The sequence below is a fragment of the Paenibacillus camelliae genome (genome assembly GCF_023715345.1).
Taxonomy (GTDB): domain Bacteria; phylum Bacillota; class Bacilli; order Paenibacillales; family Paenibacillaceae; genus Pristimantibacillus; species Pristimantibacillus camelliae.
In genome coordinates this window covers 537,185-553,876 of the sequence record NZ_JAMBNY010000001.1, presented here as the reverse complement: position 1 = coordinate 553,876, position 16,692 = coordinate 537,185, and the positions used below count along the sequence as shown (strand labels likewise).

At 44.0% G+C, this 16,692-nt stretch carries 13 protein-coding genes and 1 other annotated feature; of the genes, 12 read left to right on the top strand and 1 reads right to left on the bottom strand.

Annotated elements, in window-relative coordinates; all coding sequences use genetic code 11:
• Window positions 1-7: 7 nt before the first annotated feature.
• The 4 genes from M3180_RS02615 (at window position 8) to M3180_RS02600 (ending at window position 5,280) form a co-directional block, all read left to right on the top strand.
• Complete coding sequence (locus M3180_RS02615) at window positions 8-793, top strand: YlmH family RNA-binding protein (protein ID WP_432806890.1); 786 nt, start codon at window positions 8-10, stop codon at window positions 791-793.
• Between the two features lie 92 nt (window positions 794-885).
• Window positions 886-1,380, top strand: coding sequence for a DivIVA domain-containing protein (locus M3180_RS02610; protein WP_251665659.1), 495 nt, complete (start codon window positions 886-888; stop codon window positions 1,378-1,380).
• A gap of 90 nt (window positions 1,381-1,470) precedes the next feature.
• Window positions 1,471-1,730: a binding site (T-box leader), on the top strand.
• 48 nt (window positions 1,731-1,778) lie between these two features.
• Window positions 1,779-4,871: an isoleucine--tRNA ligase gene (gene ileS, locus M3180_RS02605; RefSeq protein WP_251665658.1), complete on the top strand. Its 3,093-nt coding sequence runs from the start codon at window positions 1,779-1,781 to the stop codon at window positions 4,869-4,871.
• Window positions 4,872-4,953: 82 nt separating this feature from the next.
• Window positions 4,954-5,280, top strand: coding sequence for a DUF5665 domain-containing protein (locus tag M3180_RS02600; protein ID WP_251665657.1), 327 nt, complete (start codon window positions 4,954-4,956; stop codon window positions 5,278-5,280).
• 15 nt (window positions 5,281-5,295) lie between these two features.
• Here the strand turns inward: M3180_RS02600 and M3180_RS02595 are convergent, their stop codons facing one another.
• Window positions 5,296-5,991, bottom strand: coding sequence for a TraR/DksA C4-type zinc finger protein (locus tag M3180_RS02595; RefSeq protein ID WP_251665656.1), 696 nt, complete (start codon window positions 5,989-5,991; stop codon window positions 5,296-5,298).
• 173 nt (window positions 5,992-6,164) lie between these two features.
• On the opposite strand from M3180_RS02595, the gene lspA reads away from it, so the two are divergent.
• From lspA to carB, 8 genes are all read left to right on the top strand, one after another.
• The gene (lspA, locus tag M3180_RS02590) at window positions 6,165-6,659 is read left to right on the top strand and encodes a signal peptidase II (protein ID WP_251665655.1); all 495 of its coding nucleotides are present in this window, start codon (window positions 6,165-6,167) and stop codon (window positions 6,657-6,659) included.
• A complete protein-coding gene (locus M3180_RS02585) occupies window positions 6,649-7,590 on the top strand; it encodes an RluA family pseudouridine synthase (RefSeq protein ID WP_251665654.1) in 942 nt (313 codons plus the stop codon). The genes lspA and M3180_RS02585 overlap by 11 nt, the downstream gene beginning before the upstream one ends.
• A 126-nt stretch (window positions 7,591-7,716) precedes the next feature.
• A complete protein-coding gene (locus tag M3180_RS02580) occupies window positions 7,717-8,952 on the top strand; it encodes an LL-diaminopimelate aminotransferase (RefSeq protein ID WP_251665653.1) in 1,236 nt (411 codons plus the stop codon).
• Between the two features lie 470 nt (window positions 8,953-9,422).
• Window positions 9,423-9,983, top strand: coding sequence for a bifunctional pyr operon transcriptional regulator/uracil phosphoribosyltransferase PyrR (pyrR, locus tag M3180_RS02575; protein ID WP_251665652.1), 561 nt, complete (start codon window positions 9,423-9,425; stop codon window positions 9,981-9,983).
• A gap of 12 nt (window positions 9,984-9,995) precedes the next feature.
• Window positions 9,996-10,895, top strand: a complete 900-nt coding sequence (locus M3180_RS02570) for an aspartate carbamoyltransferase catalytic subunit (RefSeq protein ID WP_251665651.1) — start codon at window positions 9,996-9,998, stop codon at window positions 10,893-10,895.
• A gap of 65 nt (window positions 10,896-10,960) precedes the next feature.
• On the top strand, window positions 10,961-12,247 hold the full coding sequence (pyrC, locus tag M3180_RS02565) for a dihydroorotase (protein WP_251665650.1): 1,287 nt from the start codon (window positions 10,961-10,963) through the stop codon (window positions 12,245-12,247).
• A 28-nt stretch (window positions 12,248-12,275) separates the two neighbouring features.
• Window positions 12,276-13,415 (top strand): glutamine-hydrolyzing carbamoyl-phosphate synthase small subunit, encoded by a 1,140-nt coding sequence (gene carA, locus M3180_RS02560; RefSeq protein ID WP_251665649.1) that lies wholly within the window; start codon window positions 12,276-12,278, stop codon window positions 13,413-13,415.
• On the top strand, window positions 13,408-16,629 hold the full coding sequence (gene carB / locus M3180_RS02555; RefSeq protein ID WP_251665648.1) for a carbamoyl-phosphate synthase large subunit: 3,222 nt from the start codon (window positions 13,408-13,410) through the stop codon (window positions 16,627-16,629). The genes carA and carB overlap by 8 nt, the downstream gene beginning before the upstream one ends.
• The last annotated feature ends 63 nt before the right edge of the window (window positions 16,630-16,692 follow it).

Genomic DNA, 16,692 nt, shown 5'->3' with positions numbered 1-16,692 from the left:
TGAGTGTATGATGAATACAGGCTTCTATAGTCATTTTCATTCCGAGGAGAAGGCGTTTGTTGATCGAGCGCAAGAATGGATAGAGAGGTCCGCCGAGCTTCATGAGCTGAGGCGGACTGATTTTTTAGATCCAAGACAGCAGTTCGTCATTACGACGCTTTGCAATCGGAATGGGTCAGTCAATGTGAAATTTGAAGGCGGCAGTGAAGCAGCTGAGCGCAGAAGAGCGATTATCGCTCCGGATTATCGTGATCTGGAATATGAAAATGCCGAGCTTGCTATTCTTCAAGTGACGAGTCAAAGTGAAAAATTTAGTGAGCTGGACCACGGAGATATGCTAGGTGCATTGCTTGGATTAGGCATAAAGCGTGAAAAAGTTGGTGATATTCATCTACATGATACGTTTTGCCATATCGTTGTGGCGCAAGAATTGTCCGGTTATTTTGATCTAAATCTTAGACAGGTTCATCGCTTAGCAGTGCTAACTGATGTTCTAGATATCGATAAGCTTCAGCCTGTTGAGCAGAAGCTAGAGGAAATGAGCTTTACCGTTGCTTCGATGCGACTCGATGGCATTGCTAGCGATGCTTATCGAATTAGCCGTGCGAAAATCGTTGAACCGATTAAGGCGGGGCGCTGTCGTCTTAATTGGAAAACGGTGGAGGATCCTTCGGCACAGCTGAAGGAAGGCGATGTCGTATCGATCAAGGGCTTGGGTCGATTTAAGCTGCTTCAGGTCGATGGCGTCACAAAAAAAGGTCGAACACGTGTGAAAATAGGTAAATATATTTAAGATTATGCAGGAAAATGAATAGCGCTGTCGAATAACAAATGTAATCGACGATCAAAAAAGTATCGCTTTTTATATTCATAGGAGGTGCTCCAATGTCATTGACACCATTGGACATACATAACAAGGAGTTTTCACGAAGAATTCGCGGTTACGATGAAGATGAGGTTAATGAATTTCTTGATTTGATCATTAAGGATTATGAAGCGATGATCCGTGAAAATAAGGAAATGCAGAATCAAATTCTTACATTACAAGAGCGTCTTAATCATTTCTCCAACATTGAAGATACGTTAAGCAAGACGATCATTGTTGCGCAAGAGGCTGCCGATGAGGTACGCAACAACGCGAAGAAGGAAGCTCAGCTTATTGTGAAGGAAGCCGAGAAAAATGCTGACCGTATCGTCAACGAGGCTTTGAATAAGTCTCGTAAAATTTCTCTTGAAGTTGATGAGCTTAAAAAGCAAGCTTCGATCTATCGTGCTCGTTTCCGTACGCTTGTAGAAGCACAGCTTGAGCTTTTGACCGAGGAAGCATGGGAAAGTCTTGATATTAATAAGCCAGAAAATCGAGTAGCTGCCGTAGAATAATAGCTACCAAATTGGGCGATACTGTATCAGAATATGAGATCATTTTCAATTGACAACACGAACGTAATTCGATATAACTATTGTATATTTGATAATTCGATGACGAGAACAAGTACATAGATGTTCATGCCTCAGAGAGCCGATGCGTGGTGAGAATCGGTGCTAGACATCTACGGAACATCATCTCCGAGAAGCTGCGCTGAACAAGAGCAGGAATGCTCAGTAAGTGTAGACGGCTGTCCACCGATAACAGGATGCAGATGACAAGGATCATCTGACTAAGGTGCCGTTTGAGCTTGTTTTTGCTTGCACGGAACAAGGGTGGTAACGCGAGCAACCTCGTCCCTTTTTGGGACGGGGTTTATTTTTTTTTCTGAGGAACGAGAGGGGATAGAAGCATGCAGCGTGTTGACGTAAAGGAACGTGCACGAGCTCGTGAATTGCGAGTGCTGGAAAAGTGGCAAAAGGAAGATACATTTAAAAAATCGATTGAGAACCGAGCAGGTAAACCAAACTTTGTATTTTATGAAGGGCCTCCAACTGCGAATGGTAAACCGCATATCGGTCACGTGCTAGGACGTGTTATTAAAGACTTTATTTGTCGATATCGTACGATGAGTGGGTACCGCGTTATCCGTAAAGCTGGATGGGACACACACGGTTTGCCAGTTGAGCTTGGTGTTGAGAAGCAGCTCGGTATTTCAGGCAAGCAAGAAATCGAAGCCTATGGCATCGAAAAATTCGTTAAGGAATGTAAGGCAAGTGTATTTGAATACGAGAAGCAATGGCGTGAGCTTACGGAAGCGATCGGCTATTGGACAGATATGGATCACCCATATATTACGCTAGACAACAATTATATTGAGAGTGTATGGCATATTCTTTCGAAGATTCATGAGAAGGGATTGCTGTATCGCGGACATCGAGTAAGTCCATACTGCCCATGCTGTCAAACGACACTTAGCTCACATGAGGTTGCGCAAGGCTATGAGGATGTGAAGGATCTAAGTGCTACGGTTAAATTCAAGCTGAATGATTCTAACGAATTCATTCTTGCTTGGACGACGACGCCTTGGACTTTGCCTGCTAACGTGGCGCTTGCTGTTAATCCAGAGTTAGTATACGCACGTGTGAGCAAGGACGGCGAAGTATATATCGTTGCTGAAAATTTAGTTACATCTGTTATGAAGGATGAGTATGAGGTTATTGGTACGCTTAAGGGAAGCGAGCTAGTAGGCCGCAGCTACACCGCACCGTTCGGTTATGTAGCGATTGAAAAAGGTCATGTTGTGATCTCAGGCGACTTTGTAAGTGATACGAGCGGTACAGGTATTGTTCATATCGCACCTGCACACGGGGAGGATGACTACCGAGTTGCTCGTCAAAATGGTATTAGCATGCTAGCTGTTGTGAACAATGCTGGCCGATACATTGATGAGGTTACCGATCTTGCGGGACGTTTCGTTAAAGATTGCGACGTTGATATCGTGAAGATGCTAAGTGAAAAGGGACTATTGTTCTCGAAAGAGCGCTACGAGCACAGCTACCCATTCTGCTGGCGTTGTAAGTCACCATTGCTCTACTATGCAACGGAAAGCTGGTTTATTGAAACAACTGCTGTTAAGGATCAGCTCATTAAAAACAACAGTGAAGTAGATTGGTACCCTGGTCATATTCGTGAAGGTCGCTTCGGTAAATTCCTTGAGGATCTTGTGGATTGGAATATTAGCCGTAATCGCTACTGGGGTACACCGCTGAATGTATGGATCTGTGAAGCGACAGGTAAACAGTATGCACCAAGCAGTATCGCTGATTTGCGTGAGCGCGCCGTTGATTTTGTACCAGAGGATATTGAGCTTCATAAGCCTTATGTCGATGATATTCTACTGAAGAGTCCGTTCGCTGAAGGGGCAGTTATGCGCCGCACGCCAGAAGTTATTGATGTATGGTTTGATAGTGGCTCTATGCCGTTTGCACAGCAGCACTATCCGTTCGAGAACGCTGAGCAGTTCGCTGATCAGTATCCTGCGGATATCATTTGTGAAGGTATCGACCAAACACGTGGTTGGTTCTACAGTCTATTAGCTGTATCTACATTGTTCAATGGCAAGGCACCATATAAAGCGGTATTGTCCACAGGCCATATTCTTGATGAAAATGGACAAAAAATGTCTAAGTCAAAAGGCAACGTGATTGACCCTTGGGATATCATTAATGAATTTGGTACGGATGCATTCCGTTGGGCTTTGCTTGCGGACAGTGCGCCATGGAATAGCAAACGCTTCTCGAAGGGCATTGTGGCCGAGGCGAAATCCAAGGTAGTAGATACGATTGTAAATACCCATGCATTCTATGCGCTTTATGCGTCCATCGATGGATTTAAATATGAAGAGCATGAGCTAGTGGCATCGAGCAATAAGCTGGATCGCTGGATCATTAGCCGATTGAACAGCTTAATCGTAACAGTAACAAAAGGACTCGAGGCTAACGACTTCTTAAATCCTGCAAAAGCGATTGAAACGTTCGTTGACGAACTGAGCAACTGGTATATCCGTCGTTCACGTGACCGCTTCTGGGGAAGTGGCTTATCTGAGGATAAAGTAGCTGCATATCAAACGCTTCATAACGTGCTTATTTCGCTAGCGAAAATTATTGCGCCGTATACACCTCTCGTAGCTGAAGATGTATATGTGAATCTTGGTGGAGGGGAAAGCGTGCATCTTGCTGACTTCCCAATTGCCGATGAGACACTTATCGACGCTGAGCTAGAGCGTGATATGGAAAGCTCCAAAGTTATCGTTGAGCTTGCTCGTAACGTCCGTAATGAAACGGGTATTAAAACTCGTCAGCCGCTTAGCGAGCTCATTGTTTCACTGGATCGTGAGTTTGATCTTTCTTCCTATGAAGACATCATTAAAGATGAAATTAATGTGAAGCATATTACGGTGCAGCATTCAGATAGCGGCTTTGTTGATTTCAACTTGAAGCTGAATCTAAAGGTTGCCGGCCGGAAATTTGGTAAGCAGGTATCTCCAATTCAGCAGTCCTTTAAGGATATGACCGCTGATCAGACAAGAGCGATTGTAAATGCTGGGGAATATGTGTTCACAACAGAAGATGGCGAGCAGCTCGTTATCACACTAGATGAAATGCTTGTAGAGAAAAAAGCGAAATCGGGCTTTGCATCTGCATCTGGCAGTGGTGTTACGGTGGCTCTGAACACGGATATTACACCTGAGCTTGAGCAAGAGGGCTGGGTGCGTGAAGTGATTCGTGCTGTTCAAGATACACGTAAGAAACTCGATCTTCCAATCGAGAAGAGAATTGAGCTTGTATTAGACGTTGATGATGAGCTTAAGGCTGCGCTTGAAGCCTTCTCAGAAGTGCTTCGTGATAACGTTCTGCTTCAATCAGTATCCTACCAGAAGGTAGATCATATGGAAAATGTACAGCTAGGCGACAAGACGGTTGGCATTTTCATTAGCAAATAGGGATATATTAATACAAGCCCGCTTGCCAAAGTGGCAAGCGGGCTTGTCCTATACATAAAAGATAAAGAAAGGATGACTCCAGTTGCCTGAACAAGATGATAAGGAGCTTACACAGCTTAAAAAATCATTAGATGCTGTTGAAGAACGGCTAATAAAAGTTACGAATGACTTAGAGCGTACGCAAATTGCTGATTATGTCAATCTAATGAATCGACCAATGAAGCTGATGTGGCGCCATTTTATGGCCGGAATCGCTAGAGGAGTCGGCTCAGCACTCGGTGTAGTCATTTTTGCAACGCTCATCCTTTATTTACTGCAAATGCTCGGTGCACTTAATTTGCCGATTATTGGAGACTATATTGCAGATATTGTACGCATTGTACAAAATCAGCTCGATATCCAACCGTAACATTAAAGGAAAACGTTACAGATCTTCAAGGTCATGATCGCCCTCATCATTTTTTAGATAGCGTTGGTATGCTTGACTACGTACAACAAATACATCTTTACCTGTAATATCAGTTGCAATAAAGCTTTCAATGGGTTCAACGAAGCCCTCATATTCATCCTCAAGATCTCTTGCGAATTCGGTATCGAGCATCATGATTGAGCCATCATAAGAGGAGTTACCGTAATCGAGTACGGAGCGTAGCGTATCCTCACCGTCATAAGCGGCATAGTCCATATCGTCCATACTGATTTGCTCCATCTTAATGGGCTCATACTCATAGTTGGCTCTATATTCCTCGATTCGAGGCGAGTGCTGCTCACAGGTTGCGGTTTCGGGTATCGCTTCCAAGCGTTCAATAGGAATTGGCTGCTGACATACATTGCATACACCATATTGATTCTCATCGATTCGTTTGATCGCATCCTCGAGCTTTGATAAATGCCGCTGCTCTCTCCGCAGAAAGGCAATTTCTTTTTCCTGCTCGAAAAGCTCAGTTCCATAATCACCAAAATGATTATCATAATTGGCTAGCTCCGAGGTTATGTTAGGATCACTGCCAACGGATGACTCTCTGTAGTGCCGATCTATCTGTTCTAACAGTTCTTTTCGTGCATCGAGTAACACTTCCTTAAATTGCTTCAGCTGCCCATCGCTTAAGTGTGATTGCAAATCGATCACCTCATTTCTTGATACGTGCACTATATTGTGTGTTGATTTTCGAAAAACTAATAGGGCAAAGCTTGGGTGTACAGGACATCGCAGGGAGATAAGGTAGAATGTGAAACGTGGATATGCTACACTAAACGGGGGTATAAGCTTACATCATATGTAGGAGTGAAGTTATGAGAATATTGTTTTTCATTATTGCGATAGTCGCATTCGTTATTGATTACATAACGAAAAAATGGATTGCCACCAATATGAAGATTGGTGATGAGTTTAGTGTTATTGGAGATTTCTTTCTTATTACCTCGCATCGTAATCGAGGCGCAGCATTCGGAATATTACAGGAGCAGCGGACCTTTTTCATTATCATTACCGTCGCAATAGTCGTAGGTATACTGTGGTACGCACATATTATGCGTGATAAGGGCTCCAAAACATTGCTTGTTGGGCTATCATTGGTCCTTGGAGGAGCATTAGGTAATTTTATTGATCGTGTACGTTTTGGTGAAGTGGTTGACTTCTTTAAGTTTAACTTCGGAAGCTATACTTTTCCGATCTTCAACATTGCTGATTCAGCGATCGTCATTGGAGTAGGATTAATTTTACTGGATACACTTCTTGATATGAGACGTGAACAGAAAGGTAAGGTTGCACTTGAGCATGAAGAATGAGGAACAGCACGACAATATGCTGCAATTTCAATCCGAAGCAGTACATAAAGGGGTAAGGATAGATAAGTTTATTACCGATCAGCTCAATGATCCTGCCGTATCTAGAACCCAGGTACAGGATTGGATAAAAAATAATTACGTACAGGTCAATAATCAATCAATTAAAAGCAACTACAAGCTTAATGAGCAAGATGTAGTCGTTATACATATCCCTGAGGCAACGGAGCTTGAGATCGTTGCTGAAGCAATCCCGCTTGACGTTATTTTTGAAGATCAGGATGTTATTGTTGTCAATAAGCCAAGAGGTATGGTTGTGCATCCAGCTCCTGGTCACTCCAGCGGTACGCTAGTGAATGCGCTCATGCATCACTGTACCGACCTATCCGGCATTAATGGTGTGCTTAGACCAGGCATTGTTCATCGTATCGACCGTGATACGACGGGATTGTTGATGGTTGCCAAAAATGATCTCGCACATCTATCGCTTGCAGAGCAGCTGAAGGAGCACTCGGTAACGAGACGCTATACTGCGCTTGTGCATGGCAATATGCCGCATGATGAAGGAACGATCGATGCACCAATTGGTCGAGATCCTAATGATCGTAAGCTCTTTACCGTTACTGATCATAATGCGAAGGATGCGGTCACTCATTTTCGAGTAATCGAGCGAATAGGCAATGACTTTACGCTTGTCGAGCTTGAGCTAGAAACAGGTAGAACACATCAAATTCGCGTGCATATGAAATATATCGGCTATCCGCTTGCTGGTGATCCTGTATATGGACGCAACAAAACGGTACCACTTGCTGGACAAGCCTTGCATGCTGGAGTACTTGGTTTTACACATCCTCGTACTGGAGACAGGCATCAGTTCGAAGTGCCGTTGCCTGATGATTTTACTACGATATTGAAAAATCTGCGATCAAGATAGGTCGCAGATTTTTTTATTCCATGTAAATATGTACAAAGATTTGGCTAGATTCTGTATTATGTTTCAGGGCGATGTACGATATTCTTTAACGTAGATAATAGAGACGTAGAAGGATTGGTGAGACATATGGCAATGGTTAATCAACACTTTTTAGAGCTGCAGGGCAGCTACTTATTTTCAGAAATCGCTAAGCGTAGATCAAAATATATGGAGCAGCATCCAGATGCAAATGTAATTAGTCTAGGAATCGGTGACGTGACGCGTGGATTGCCGCAGGCAGTCATTGAAGCGATGCATCAAGCAGTGGATGACATGGTCAATCCATCCTCCTTTAGAGGCTATGGTCCAGAGCAAGGCTATAGCTTTCTGGTAGACGCCATTATTACTGGCGACTATCATCGTCGCGGAATTGAGCTTAGTAATGACGAAGTATTCGTCAGTGATGGTTCGAAATGTGATGTAGGCAACATTCAAGAAATATTTAGTCAGGACAGTATCGTAGCTGTACAGGACCCTGTCTATCCGGTTTATGTCGATACGAATGTAATGGCAGGACGTGCAGGGGGCTTCGACACAGCTCTTGGTCGCTATAAAAACATCGTTTACTTAGATTGCTCTGCAGACAATGACTTCAAGCCCGCATTGCCTACAGAACGTGTAGACCTGATCTACCTATGCTACCCGAACAACCCGACAGGCATGACCTTAACGAAGGATGAGCTGAAGGTATGGGTAGATTATGCGATTGAGAACGATTGCTTAATTTTATTCGATTCTGCATACGAAGCCTTTATTACTGAGGAGGATGTTCCTCACAGCATCTATGAAATCGAAGGAGCTCGTCAGGTAGCGATTGAATTCCGAAGCTTCTCCAAAACAGCTGGCTTTACAGGCATGCGTTGTGCTTATACGGTAGTACCTAAGGAGCTAAGAGGACGTGCTTCCGGAGATAATCTCGTTAGCATTAATGAGCTATGGAATCGCCGACATACGACGAAGTTTAATGGTGTGTCCTATGTCACACAAAAAGGGGCTGCCGCTATTTATACACCTGAAGGTCAAGCGCAAACGAAAGAGTTGATCGAGTACTATATGGCAAATGCTGCAATGATACGTGATGGCTTACAGGAGGTGGGCTTCACGGTATATGGAGGAGTAAATGCACCGTATATCTGGCTCAAAACACCAAATAATATGTCATCATGGGATTTCTTCGATTTTCTCTTGAAAGAAGCAAATATTGTAGGTACACCAGGAGTTGGCTTCGGCACATGCGGTGATGGCTATTTCCGGTTAACAAGCTTTGGCAGCCGAGAAAATACAGAGCAGGCGATCGCTCGTATTAAAAATCTGAGCTTCTAATTGCAGCTAAAGCAGTTAAATACAGCTAGTTGACGGTTGACAGATAGAACTAGTATACAGATAGATAACAGATAAGGATTAAATCATAAGCTCTAGGGGAGGCTTCTCCCTAGAGCTTATGATTTTTTACATTAGTCTGTTAATGGGTGGAGATGAATGGCGAATCAATAAGCGGCGCGAACAAAAAAACATAGAACGGATCTTGACAATAGCTGTCGAACATGCGATAATTTCTACGATACAGATGTACCTTTAATTCAGTCCCGTGAGGCTGGCAAGGTAACGTGAATATTTGGATATGGTATAGTTGTCTCTTCCTAGAAGAGTTCTGCGTAATTCACGCAGAATGTCTTCTGCTGTGGATAATTGTATTCCTTGTCCGGATCGTCATAACTCCTTGCGAATTCGCAAGGAGTTTTTTCGTTGCCATGTGAACACAATAATGCGAAGTGCAGAAAGTGGTGAAGCAGATGTCAGAAGCAGAACTTCATATTTTAATGGATGAAACGGCGATTCGCAGAGCATTAACGAGAATAGCTCATGAAATTGTTGAGCGAAATAAAGGAATTGAAGATTGCATCATTGTAGGCATTAAAACAAGAGGGGTCTACCTTGCTAATCGGATTGCAGCTCGAATATCTGATATCGAAGGCATTGAGGTTCCCGCCTATGAGCTTGACATAACGAAGTACCGTGATGATCGTGATGAGCTTTCTGCTGACCTTTCGCTTGAAGCAGCTGAGCAGCCTGGTGAAGCTGAGCTAGCAGCAATTAATGTGAAAAATAAAAAGGTAATCTTAATTGATGATGTTCTATATACGGGGAGAACGATACGAGCGGCTATGGATGCGATTATGGATCAAGGGAGACCGCAAAGTATTCAGCTAGCAGTTTTAGTTGATCGAGGGCATCGTGAGCTTCCGATCAGACCAGATTTTATCGGCAAAAACGTTCCTACCTCTAGACATGAAGTGATTCAGGTACAGCTTTCAGAGATTGATATGGTCGATCAGGTGACGATTTTTGACTAGGAGGAACCTTATATGAATGCAATATCCATTCAAACAAAAAGCTTACTTGGTTTGAAGGACTTAAGCCAGCAAGAGATACAATCCATACTTGATCGTGCAGCTTATTGGGAGCAGCACCCAAGCAAAACACATGAGCTGCTTAAAGGGAAATTTATTGCGAACATGTTTTTTGAGAACAGCACGCGAACTCGCACATCCTTCGAGGTAGCAGAAAAGCGTCTTGGAGCGGAAGTTATTAATTTCAGTGCAGCAGCATCCAGCGTGGAGAAGGGTGAATCGATCTACGACACGGTACGAACGCTCGAATCAATGGGTATCGATGCAGGTGTGATTCGATTGAAGCCAATAGGGCTGCTTGCGGAGATGGCTGAGAAGATTCAGGTGCCGTTAATTAATGCAGGTGACGGCAACAATGAGCATCCAACTCAGGCGCTGCTTGATCTGTATACGATGCAAAAGCATTTCGGTTCATTAAAAGGTCTGAATGTTGCAATCATTGGTGATATCTACCATAGCCGAGTAGCACGCAGTAATCTATATGCCCTACGCAAGTTCGGAGCGAATGTTGTTTTCTGTGCACCTGATAATATGAAGGCTCCTGAGCTTGAAGCTGAATATGTAAGTATGGAGCAAGCAATCAATGCAGATGTAGTCATGATGCTGCGTGTTCAGTTAGAGAGACATGCACTCGGTATGCTGAAATCAGCAGAATCGTACCGTGAAAGCTTTGGCTTAACGACTGAAAGAGCATCACGTATGCAGCCGCATGCGATCATCATGCATCCAGCGCCTGTGAATCGAAATGTGGAAATTGACAGTGAGCTTGTAGAAGCGCCAAACAGTAAAATTTTCCCTCAGATGGCTAATGGGGTTCCAATTCGAATGGCAGTTGTAGAACGATCGATGTCGTAACTAACGATCTACTTACGAATTTATTAAGTTCAGAGTAAACATCGTAACAATGAGGAGGAATATAAATGTCTTTATGGATTTTGAACGGCAGTGTTTGGAATGAATCGACAGCTGCACTTGAGACGAAGCATATCCAAGTAGAAAATGGCATCATTAAAGCGATTGTAGAAAGTACTGAACAAATCTCGACGGAAGGCTCCGAGGTTGTAGACGCAGCAGGAAAACTCGTATCGCCAGGCTTTATCGATATGCACGTGCATTTGCGTGATCCAGGCTTTACACATAAGGAGGATATCGTAACCGGCTCGCGTTCAGCGGCAAAGGGTGGGTTTACAACGATCGCTTGCATGCCGAATACAAGGCCTGTAACCGATACTCCTGAGACAGTTTCCTACATTATTAACAAAGCAGAGGAAGCGAAGCTTGTTAAGGTGCTTCCATATGCATCCATCACTAAAAATGAATTAGGACGAGAGCTAACAGACTTTGCAGCATTAAAAGAGGCTGGAGCAATAGGCTTTACAGATGATGGTGTTGGCGTGCAGAATGCCCAGATGATGAAGGATGCAATGGCGCTCGCTAAGTCGCTAGATATGCCCGTTATTGCGCACTGTGAAGATGATACCTTAGTCAAGGGTGCATGGGCTTCGGAAGGTGAATTTTCTAGAAAACACGGCATCAAAGGAATTCCGAACGAATCAGAAGCGATTCATGTTGGTAGAGATGTATTGCTAGCAGAGGCAACAGGGGTTCATTATCATGTATGCCACGTGAGCACTGAGCAATCCGTTCGATTGATTCGTCTTGCGAAGCAGGTAGGTGTGAGTGTCACTGCTGAGGTTTGCCCACATCATTTGATCCTATCTGATGAAGACATTCCAGGTCTTGATGATGCGAATTGGAAGATGAATCCTCCACTACGTACACCAAGAGATGTAGAAGCAGTTCTAGAAGCGCTTGAGGATGGTACGATTGATATGATCGTTACGGATCATGCTCCGCATAGCGCTGAAGAGAAAGCGAAGGGCGTAGATTTGGCTCCATTCGGCATCGTAGGATTGGAAACAGCATTCCCATTGCTATATACAAAATTCGTAGAAACGGGTCGTTGGACTCTTGGTTTCTTATTGCAGCGCATGACTGCTGATCCTGCTCGCGTTTTCCGCTTAGAGCAAGGGGCATTAGAAGTTGGAAAGCCTGCGGATATAACAATTGTAGATTTGCAAACAACGAAAAAAGTAGACCCTAGCACATTCTTATCCAAGAGCAACAATACACCATTCGGTGGCTGGGAGCTTAAGGGCTGGCCTTGTGCGACAATCGTAGATGGCAATATCGTCTGGACTGAATAGAAAGAACAACTTTGGAGGAGTGAAACGGATGCAAGCTAGATTATTGTTAGAAGATGGAACGTTATTTACTGGAGTATCCTTTGGAGCTGAAACCGAGAAAGTCGGAGAGGTTGTTTTTAATACAGGTATGACAGGCTATCAAGAGCTGCTGTCTGACCCTTCCTACTGTGGGCAAATCGTGACGATGACTTACCCACTAATTGGCAACTATGGCATTACACGCGATGACTTTGAAGCAATTCGTCCTAACCTATTTGGGATGGCTGTTCGTCGCTATGAGCCAATTCCAAGCAACTGGCGCGCACAGTTCTCTCTTGGAGAGCTATTGAAGGAATATGAAATCCCTGCGATTGCTGGCATCGATACACGCATGCTTACACGTAAAATTCGTCAGTTTGGTTCTATGAAAGGTATTCTTACTACTGGTCAAGAGCATGTAGAAGAGCTGTTAGAGCGCATGAAAGCTACACCTGTACTTACTGATCAAGTTGCGCGTACATCTACAGAATTCGTATACTCTGTGCCTGGAAGAAAAGAGCGCATCGTTGTCCTAGATTGTGGTTCGAAAAATGGTATCGTACATGAGCTGGCTCAACGTAATTGCGATATTATCGTCGTACCGCACAATACAACGGCAGAAGAAATTCGTCGCCTAGCACCAGATGGTGTTCAGCTGTCTAACGGCCCTGGGGACCCGAAAGACAATATGCATGTCGTTGAAACGATTAAGCAGCTGCTTGGCGAATTCCCAATCTTCGGAATTTGTCTAGGTCATCAGTTGTTCGCACTCGCTTGCGGCGCAGATACGAACAAGCTTAAATTCGGTCATCGTGGCGGTAATCACCCAGTTAAAGAATTGGAAACGGGTCGCTGCTACATTACATCACAAAATCACAGCTATGCTGTTACCGAGCAATCAATTGAAGGTACGGACTTAATTGTTACTCATATTAACAACAACGATAAAACAATCGAAGGTATAAAACATAAAAATTACCCAGCTTTCTCTGTGCAATATCACCCAGAGGCAGCGCCTGGGCCTAATGATACAAGTCACTTGTTCGATCAATTTATCGAAATGATTCGCAAGCATAAACAAGAGAATCCACAAAAACCTCGCCAAGCTGTATTGTCTGAAAAATTGAGAGGAGAACTAACAAATGCCTAAAAATACGAAACTTAAAAAGATTCTAGTTATTGGTTCTGGTCCAATTGTTATCGGGCAGGCGGCTGAGTTCGACTATGCAGGAACTCAAGCATGTCAAGCATTGAAAGAAGAAGGCTATGAGGTTGTACTTATTAACAGCAACCCTGCTACCATTATGACGGATACAAACATGGCTGATAAAGTTTACATCGAGCCAATTACACTTGATTTTGTATCACAAATTATTCGTCAAGAGCGCCCTGACGGCTTGCTGCCTACACTAGGCGGTCAAACAGGTCTTAACATGGCGGTTGAGCTTGCTCGCGCAGGAGTGCTTGAGCAAGAAAATGTGAAGCTGCTCGGTACACAGCTGACTGCAATTGAAAAAGCAGAGGACCGTGACCTTTTCCGTGAGCTTATGAGAGAATTGGAGCAGCCAGTTCCAGAGAGTGATATCGTTACAACGGTAGAAGAAGCAGTAAGCTTCGCCAACACAATCGGCTATCCAATTATCGTTCGTCCTGCCTACACACTTGGTGGTACAGGCGGCGGGATTTGTGCGAATGAAGAAGAGCTTCGTGAGACGGTTGCATCTGGTATTCGCTACTCTCCAATTAACCAATGTCTAATTGAAAAATCAATTGCAGGCATGAAGGAAATTGAATATGAAGTTATGCGTGATGCGAACGACAACTGTATCGTTGTATGTAATATGGAAAACTTCGACCCAGTCGGTGTGCATACGGGAGATTCCATCGTATTAGCACCATCTCAAACACTATCAGATCGTGAATATCAAATGCTTCGCAGCGCATCATTGAAAATTATTCGTGCATTGAACATTGAGGGCGGATGTAACGTACAGTTCGCACTTGATCCACATAGCTTCCAATATTATGTGATCGAGGTTAACCCTCGTGTATCTCGCTCATCTGCACTTGCTTCTAAAGCTACAGGCTATCCAATTGCTAAGATGGCAGCGAAAATCGCGATCGGTTATACGCTGGACGAGATTGTTAACCCAGTAACAGGTCAAACCTATGCATGCTTTGAGCCTGCACTTGACTATATCGTATCAAAAATCCCACGCTGGCCATTCGACAAGTTCGTTGATGCGAACCGTAAGCTTGGAACGCAAATGAAAGCAACTGGCGAGGTTATGGCTATCGGTCGTACCTTTGAAGAATCTATGCACAAAGCTGTTCGTTCACTTGAAATTGGTGTGCATCGTATTCACTTGAAAGAAGCAACTGAGCTGACTGATGATGTACTGCGTGCGCGTTTGCTTAAACCAGACGATGAGCGTCTGTTCTTGGTCGCTGAGGCATTCCGCCGCGGCTATGCATTGCAGGAAATTCAAGATATTACGAAAATCGACTGGTGGTTCCTTGATAAGATTGAAGGAATCGTGAAGTTTGAGGATAAGCTGCGTACGACAGCTGAGCTTTCAGAGGAACTGTTGTATGAAGCGAAGCGTATGGGCTTCTCCGACCGCTCTATTGCTGAAATTCGTCAAGAAGGCTTCGCAGGAGGCGCATATACGAACGAGCATGACATTCGTGAGTATCGTAAATCACTCCAAATGGTGCCTGTATATAAAATGGTAGACACTTGTGCAGCAGAGTTCGAAGCTGTTACACCGTACTACTACTCGACCTATGAGGTTGAAAATGAAGTGACTGAATCTGCTAAGCAGAAAATTTTAGTGCTTGGCTCTGGTCCTATCCGGATCGGTCAAGGTATTGAGTTTGACTACTCAACGGTACATGCGGTATGGGCAATTCAGCATGCTGGCTATGAAGCGGTTATTATTAACAACAACCCTGAGACAGTATCGACGGACTTTAGCACATCTGATCGCTTGTACTTTGAGCCGCTATTTTTCGAGGATGTAATGAATGTTATTGAGCAAGAGAAGCCGATTGGGGTTATCGTTCAGTTCGGAGGACAAACAGCAATTAACCTTGCTGCACCACTAGCAAAAGCAGGCGTTAACATTCTTGGCTCCAGCCTCGAAAGCATTGACACAGCCGAGGATCGTAAAAAATTCGAGGCGCTACTTCGCAGCTTGAATGTAGCACAGCCTGAAGGCAGCACGGTAACCTCTGTAGATGAAGCGGTAGAAACTGCGCAACGTCTTGGTTATCCAGTACTCGTTCGTCCATCCTATGTACTAGGCGGACGTGCAATGGAAATCGTCTATTCTGATGCTGATCTGCTTAGCTACATGAAGGTCGCAGTAAAAATTAATCCGGAGCATCCAGTATTGATTGACCGCTATATGCTCGGCAAGGAAGCGGAAGTTGACGCGATTTGCGATGGCGAGACTGTACTAATCCCAGGTATTATGGAGCATGTAGAGCGTGCAGGTGTTCACTCTGGTGACTCAATCGCCGTGTATCCTCCACAATCTCTGTCTGATGATATTAAGCAGCAAATTGTCGATATTACGATTAAAGTTTCCAAAGCATTGAAGGTTATTGGACTAGTAAACATTCAATTCGTAATCCATGACGAAAAAGTATATGTGATTGAGGTTAATCCTCGTTCATCTCGTACCGTGCCATTCCTGAGCAAGGTAACGAATATTCCGATGGCTAATGTAGCGACTCGCGCGATCTTGAACGAGAAGCTTGCTGATCTTGGTTACGTGGATGGCTTATGGAAGGAAGACGATCATGTATCGGTAAAAGTACCTGTATTCTCCTTCGCTAAGCTTCGTCGTGTTGACCCAACATTGACGCCTGAGATGAAATCTACAGGTGAGGTAATGGGACGAGATGAGCAATATGCGAAAGCATTGTACAAAGGGTTGATCGGTGCTGGAATGAAAATTCCTAATGCCGGTACAATTCTAGTAACGGTGAGCGATAAGGACAAGGCTGAAGCAGTTGAGCTAATGCGCGGATTCTCTAACTGTGGCTATAAACTAATGGCTACAGGCGGAACAGCGGATGCACTTGAAGCAGCTGGGCTTTATGTAGAACGTGTGAACAAGCTAAGCGAGGGCACACCGAATATTCTAGATCATATTCGTGAAGGTCGCGCACAATTTGTTATCAATACACTTACAAAGGGTAAAACGCCTGAACGTGATGGCTTCCGCATTCGTCGTGAAGCAGTAGAAAATGGTGTCGTTGTCATGACTTCTCTAGATACAGTGCGCGCACTGCTATCTATGATGCAAACGATCAATTTCTCTTCACGCTCAATGCCTGTGTCTCATCAAAAATAATAGGTAACAAGCTCGATGCTACTTCACTTGTGAGGTAGCATCGAGGACTATATAGCGCTTTTT

What these genes read in the sequence shown, in the direction of transcription:
- M3180_RS02615 (WP_432806890.1), top strand. Translation starts at nt 8, where the DNA reads ATGATGAATACAGGCTTCTATAGTCATTTTCATTCCGAGGAGAAGGCG.
- M3180_RS02610 (WP_251665659.1), top strand. Translation starts at nt 886, where the DNA reads ATGTCATTGACACCATTGGACATACATAACAAGGAGTTTTCACGAAGA.
- ileS (WP_251665658.1), top strand. Translation starts at nt 1,779, where the DNA reads ATGCAGCGTGTTGACGTAAAGGAACGTGCACGAGCTCGTGAATTGCGA.
- lspA (WP_251665655.1), top strand. Translation starts at nt 6,165, where the DNA reads ATGAGAATATTGTTTTTCATTATTGCGATAGTCGCATTCGTTATTGAT.
- M3180_RS02585 (WP_251665654.1), top strand. Translation starts at nt 6,649, where the DNA reads ATGAAGAATGAGGAACAGCACGACAATATGCTGCAATTTCAATCCGAA.
- M3180_RS02580 (WP_251665653.1), top strand. Translation starts at nt 7,717, where the DNA reads ATGGCAATGGTTAATCAACACTTTTTAGAGCTGCAGGGCAGCTACTTA.
- pyrR (WP_251665652.1), top strand. Translation starts at nt 9,423, where the DNA reads ATGTCAGAAGCAGAACTTCATATTTTAATGGATGAAACGGCGATTCGC.
- M3180_RS02570 (WP_251665651.1), top strand. Translation starts at nt 9,996, where the DNA reads ATGAATGCAATATCCATTCAAACAAAAAGCTTACTTGGTTTGAAGGAC.
- pyrC (WP_251665650.1), top strand. Translation starts at nt 10,961, where the DNA reads ATGTCTTTATGGATTTTGAACGGCAGTGTTTGGAATGAATCGACAGCT.
- carA (WP_251665649.1), top strand. Translation starts at nt 12,276, where the DNA reads ATGCAAGCTAGATTATTGTTAGAAGATGGAACGTTATTTACTGGAGTA.
- carB (WP_251665648.1), top strand. Translation starts at nt 13,408, where the DNA reads ATGCCTAAAAATACGAAACTTAAAAAGATTCTAGTTATTGGTTCTGGT.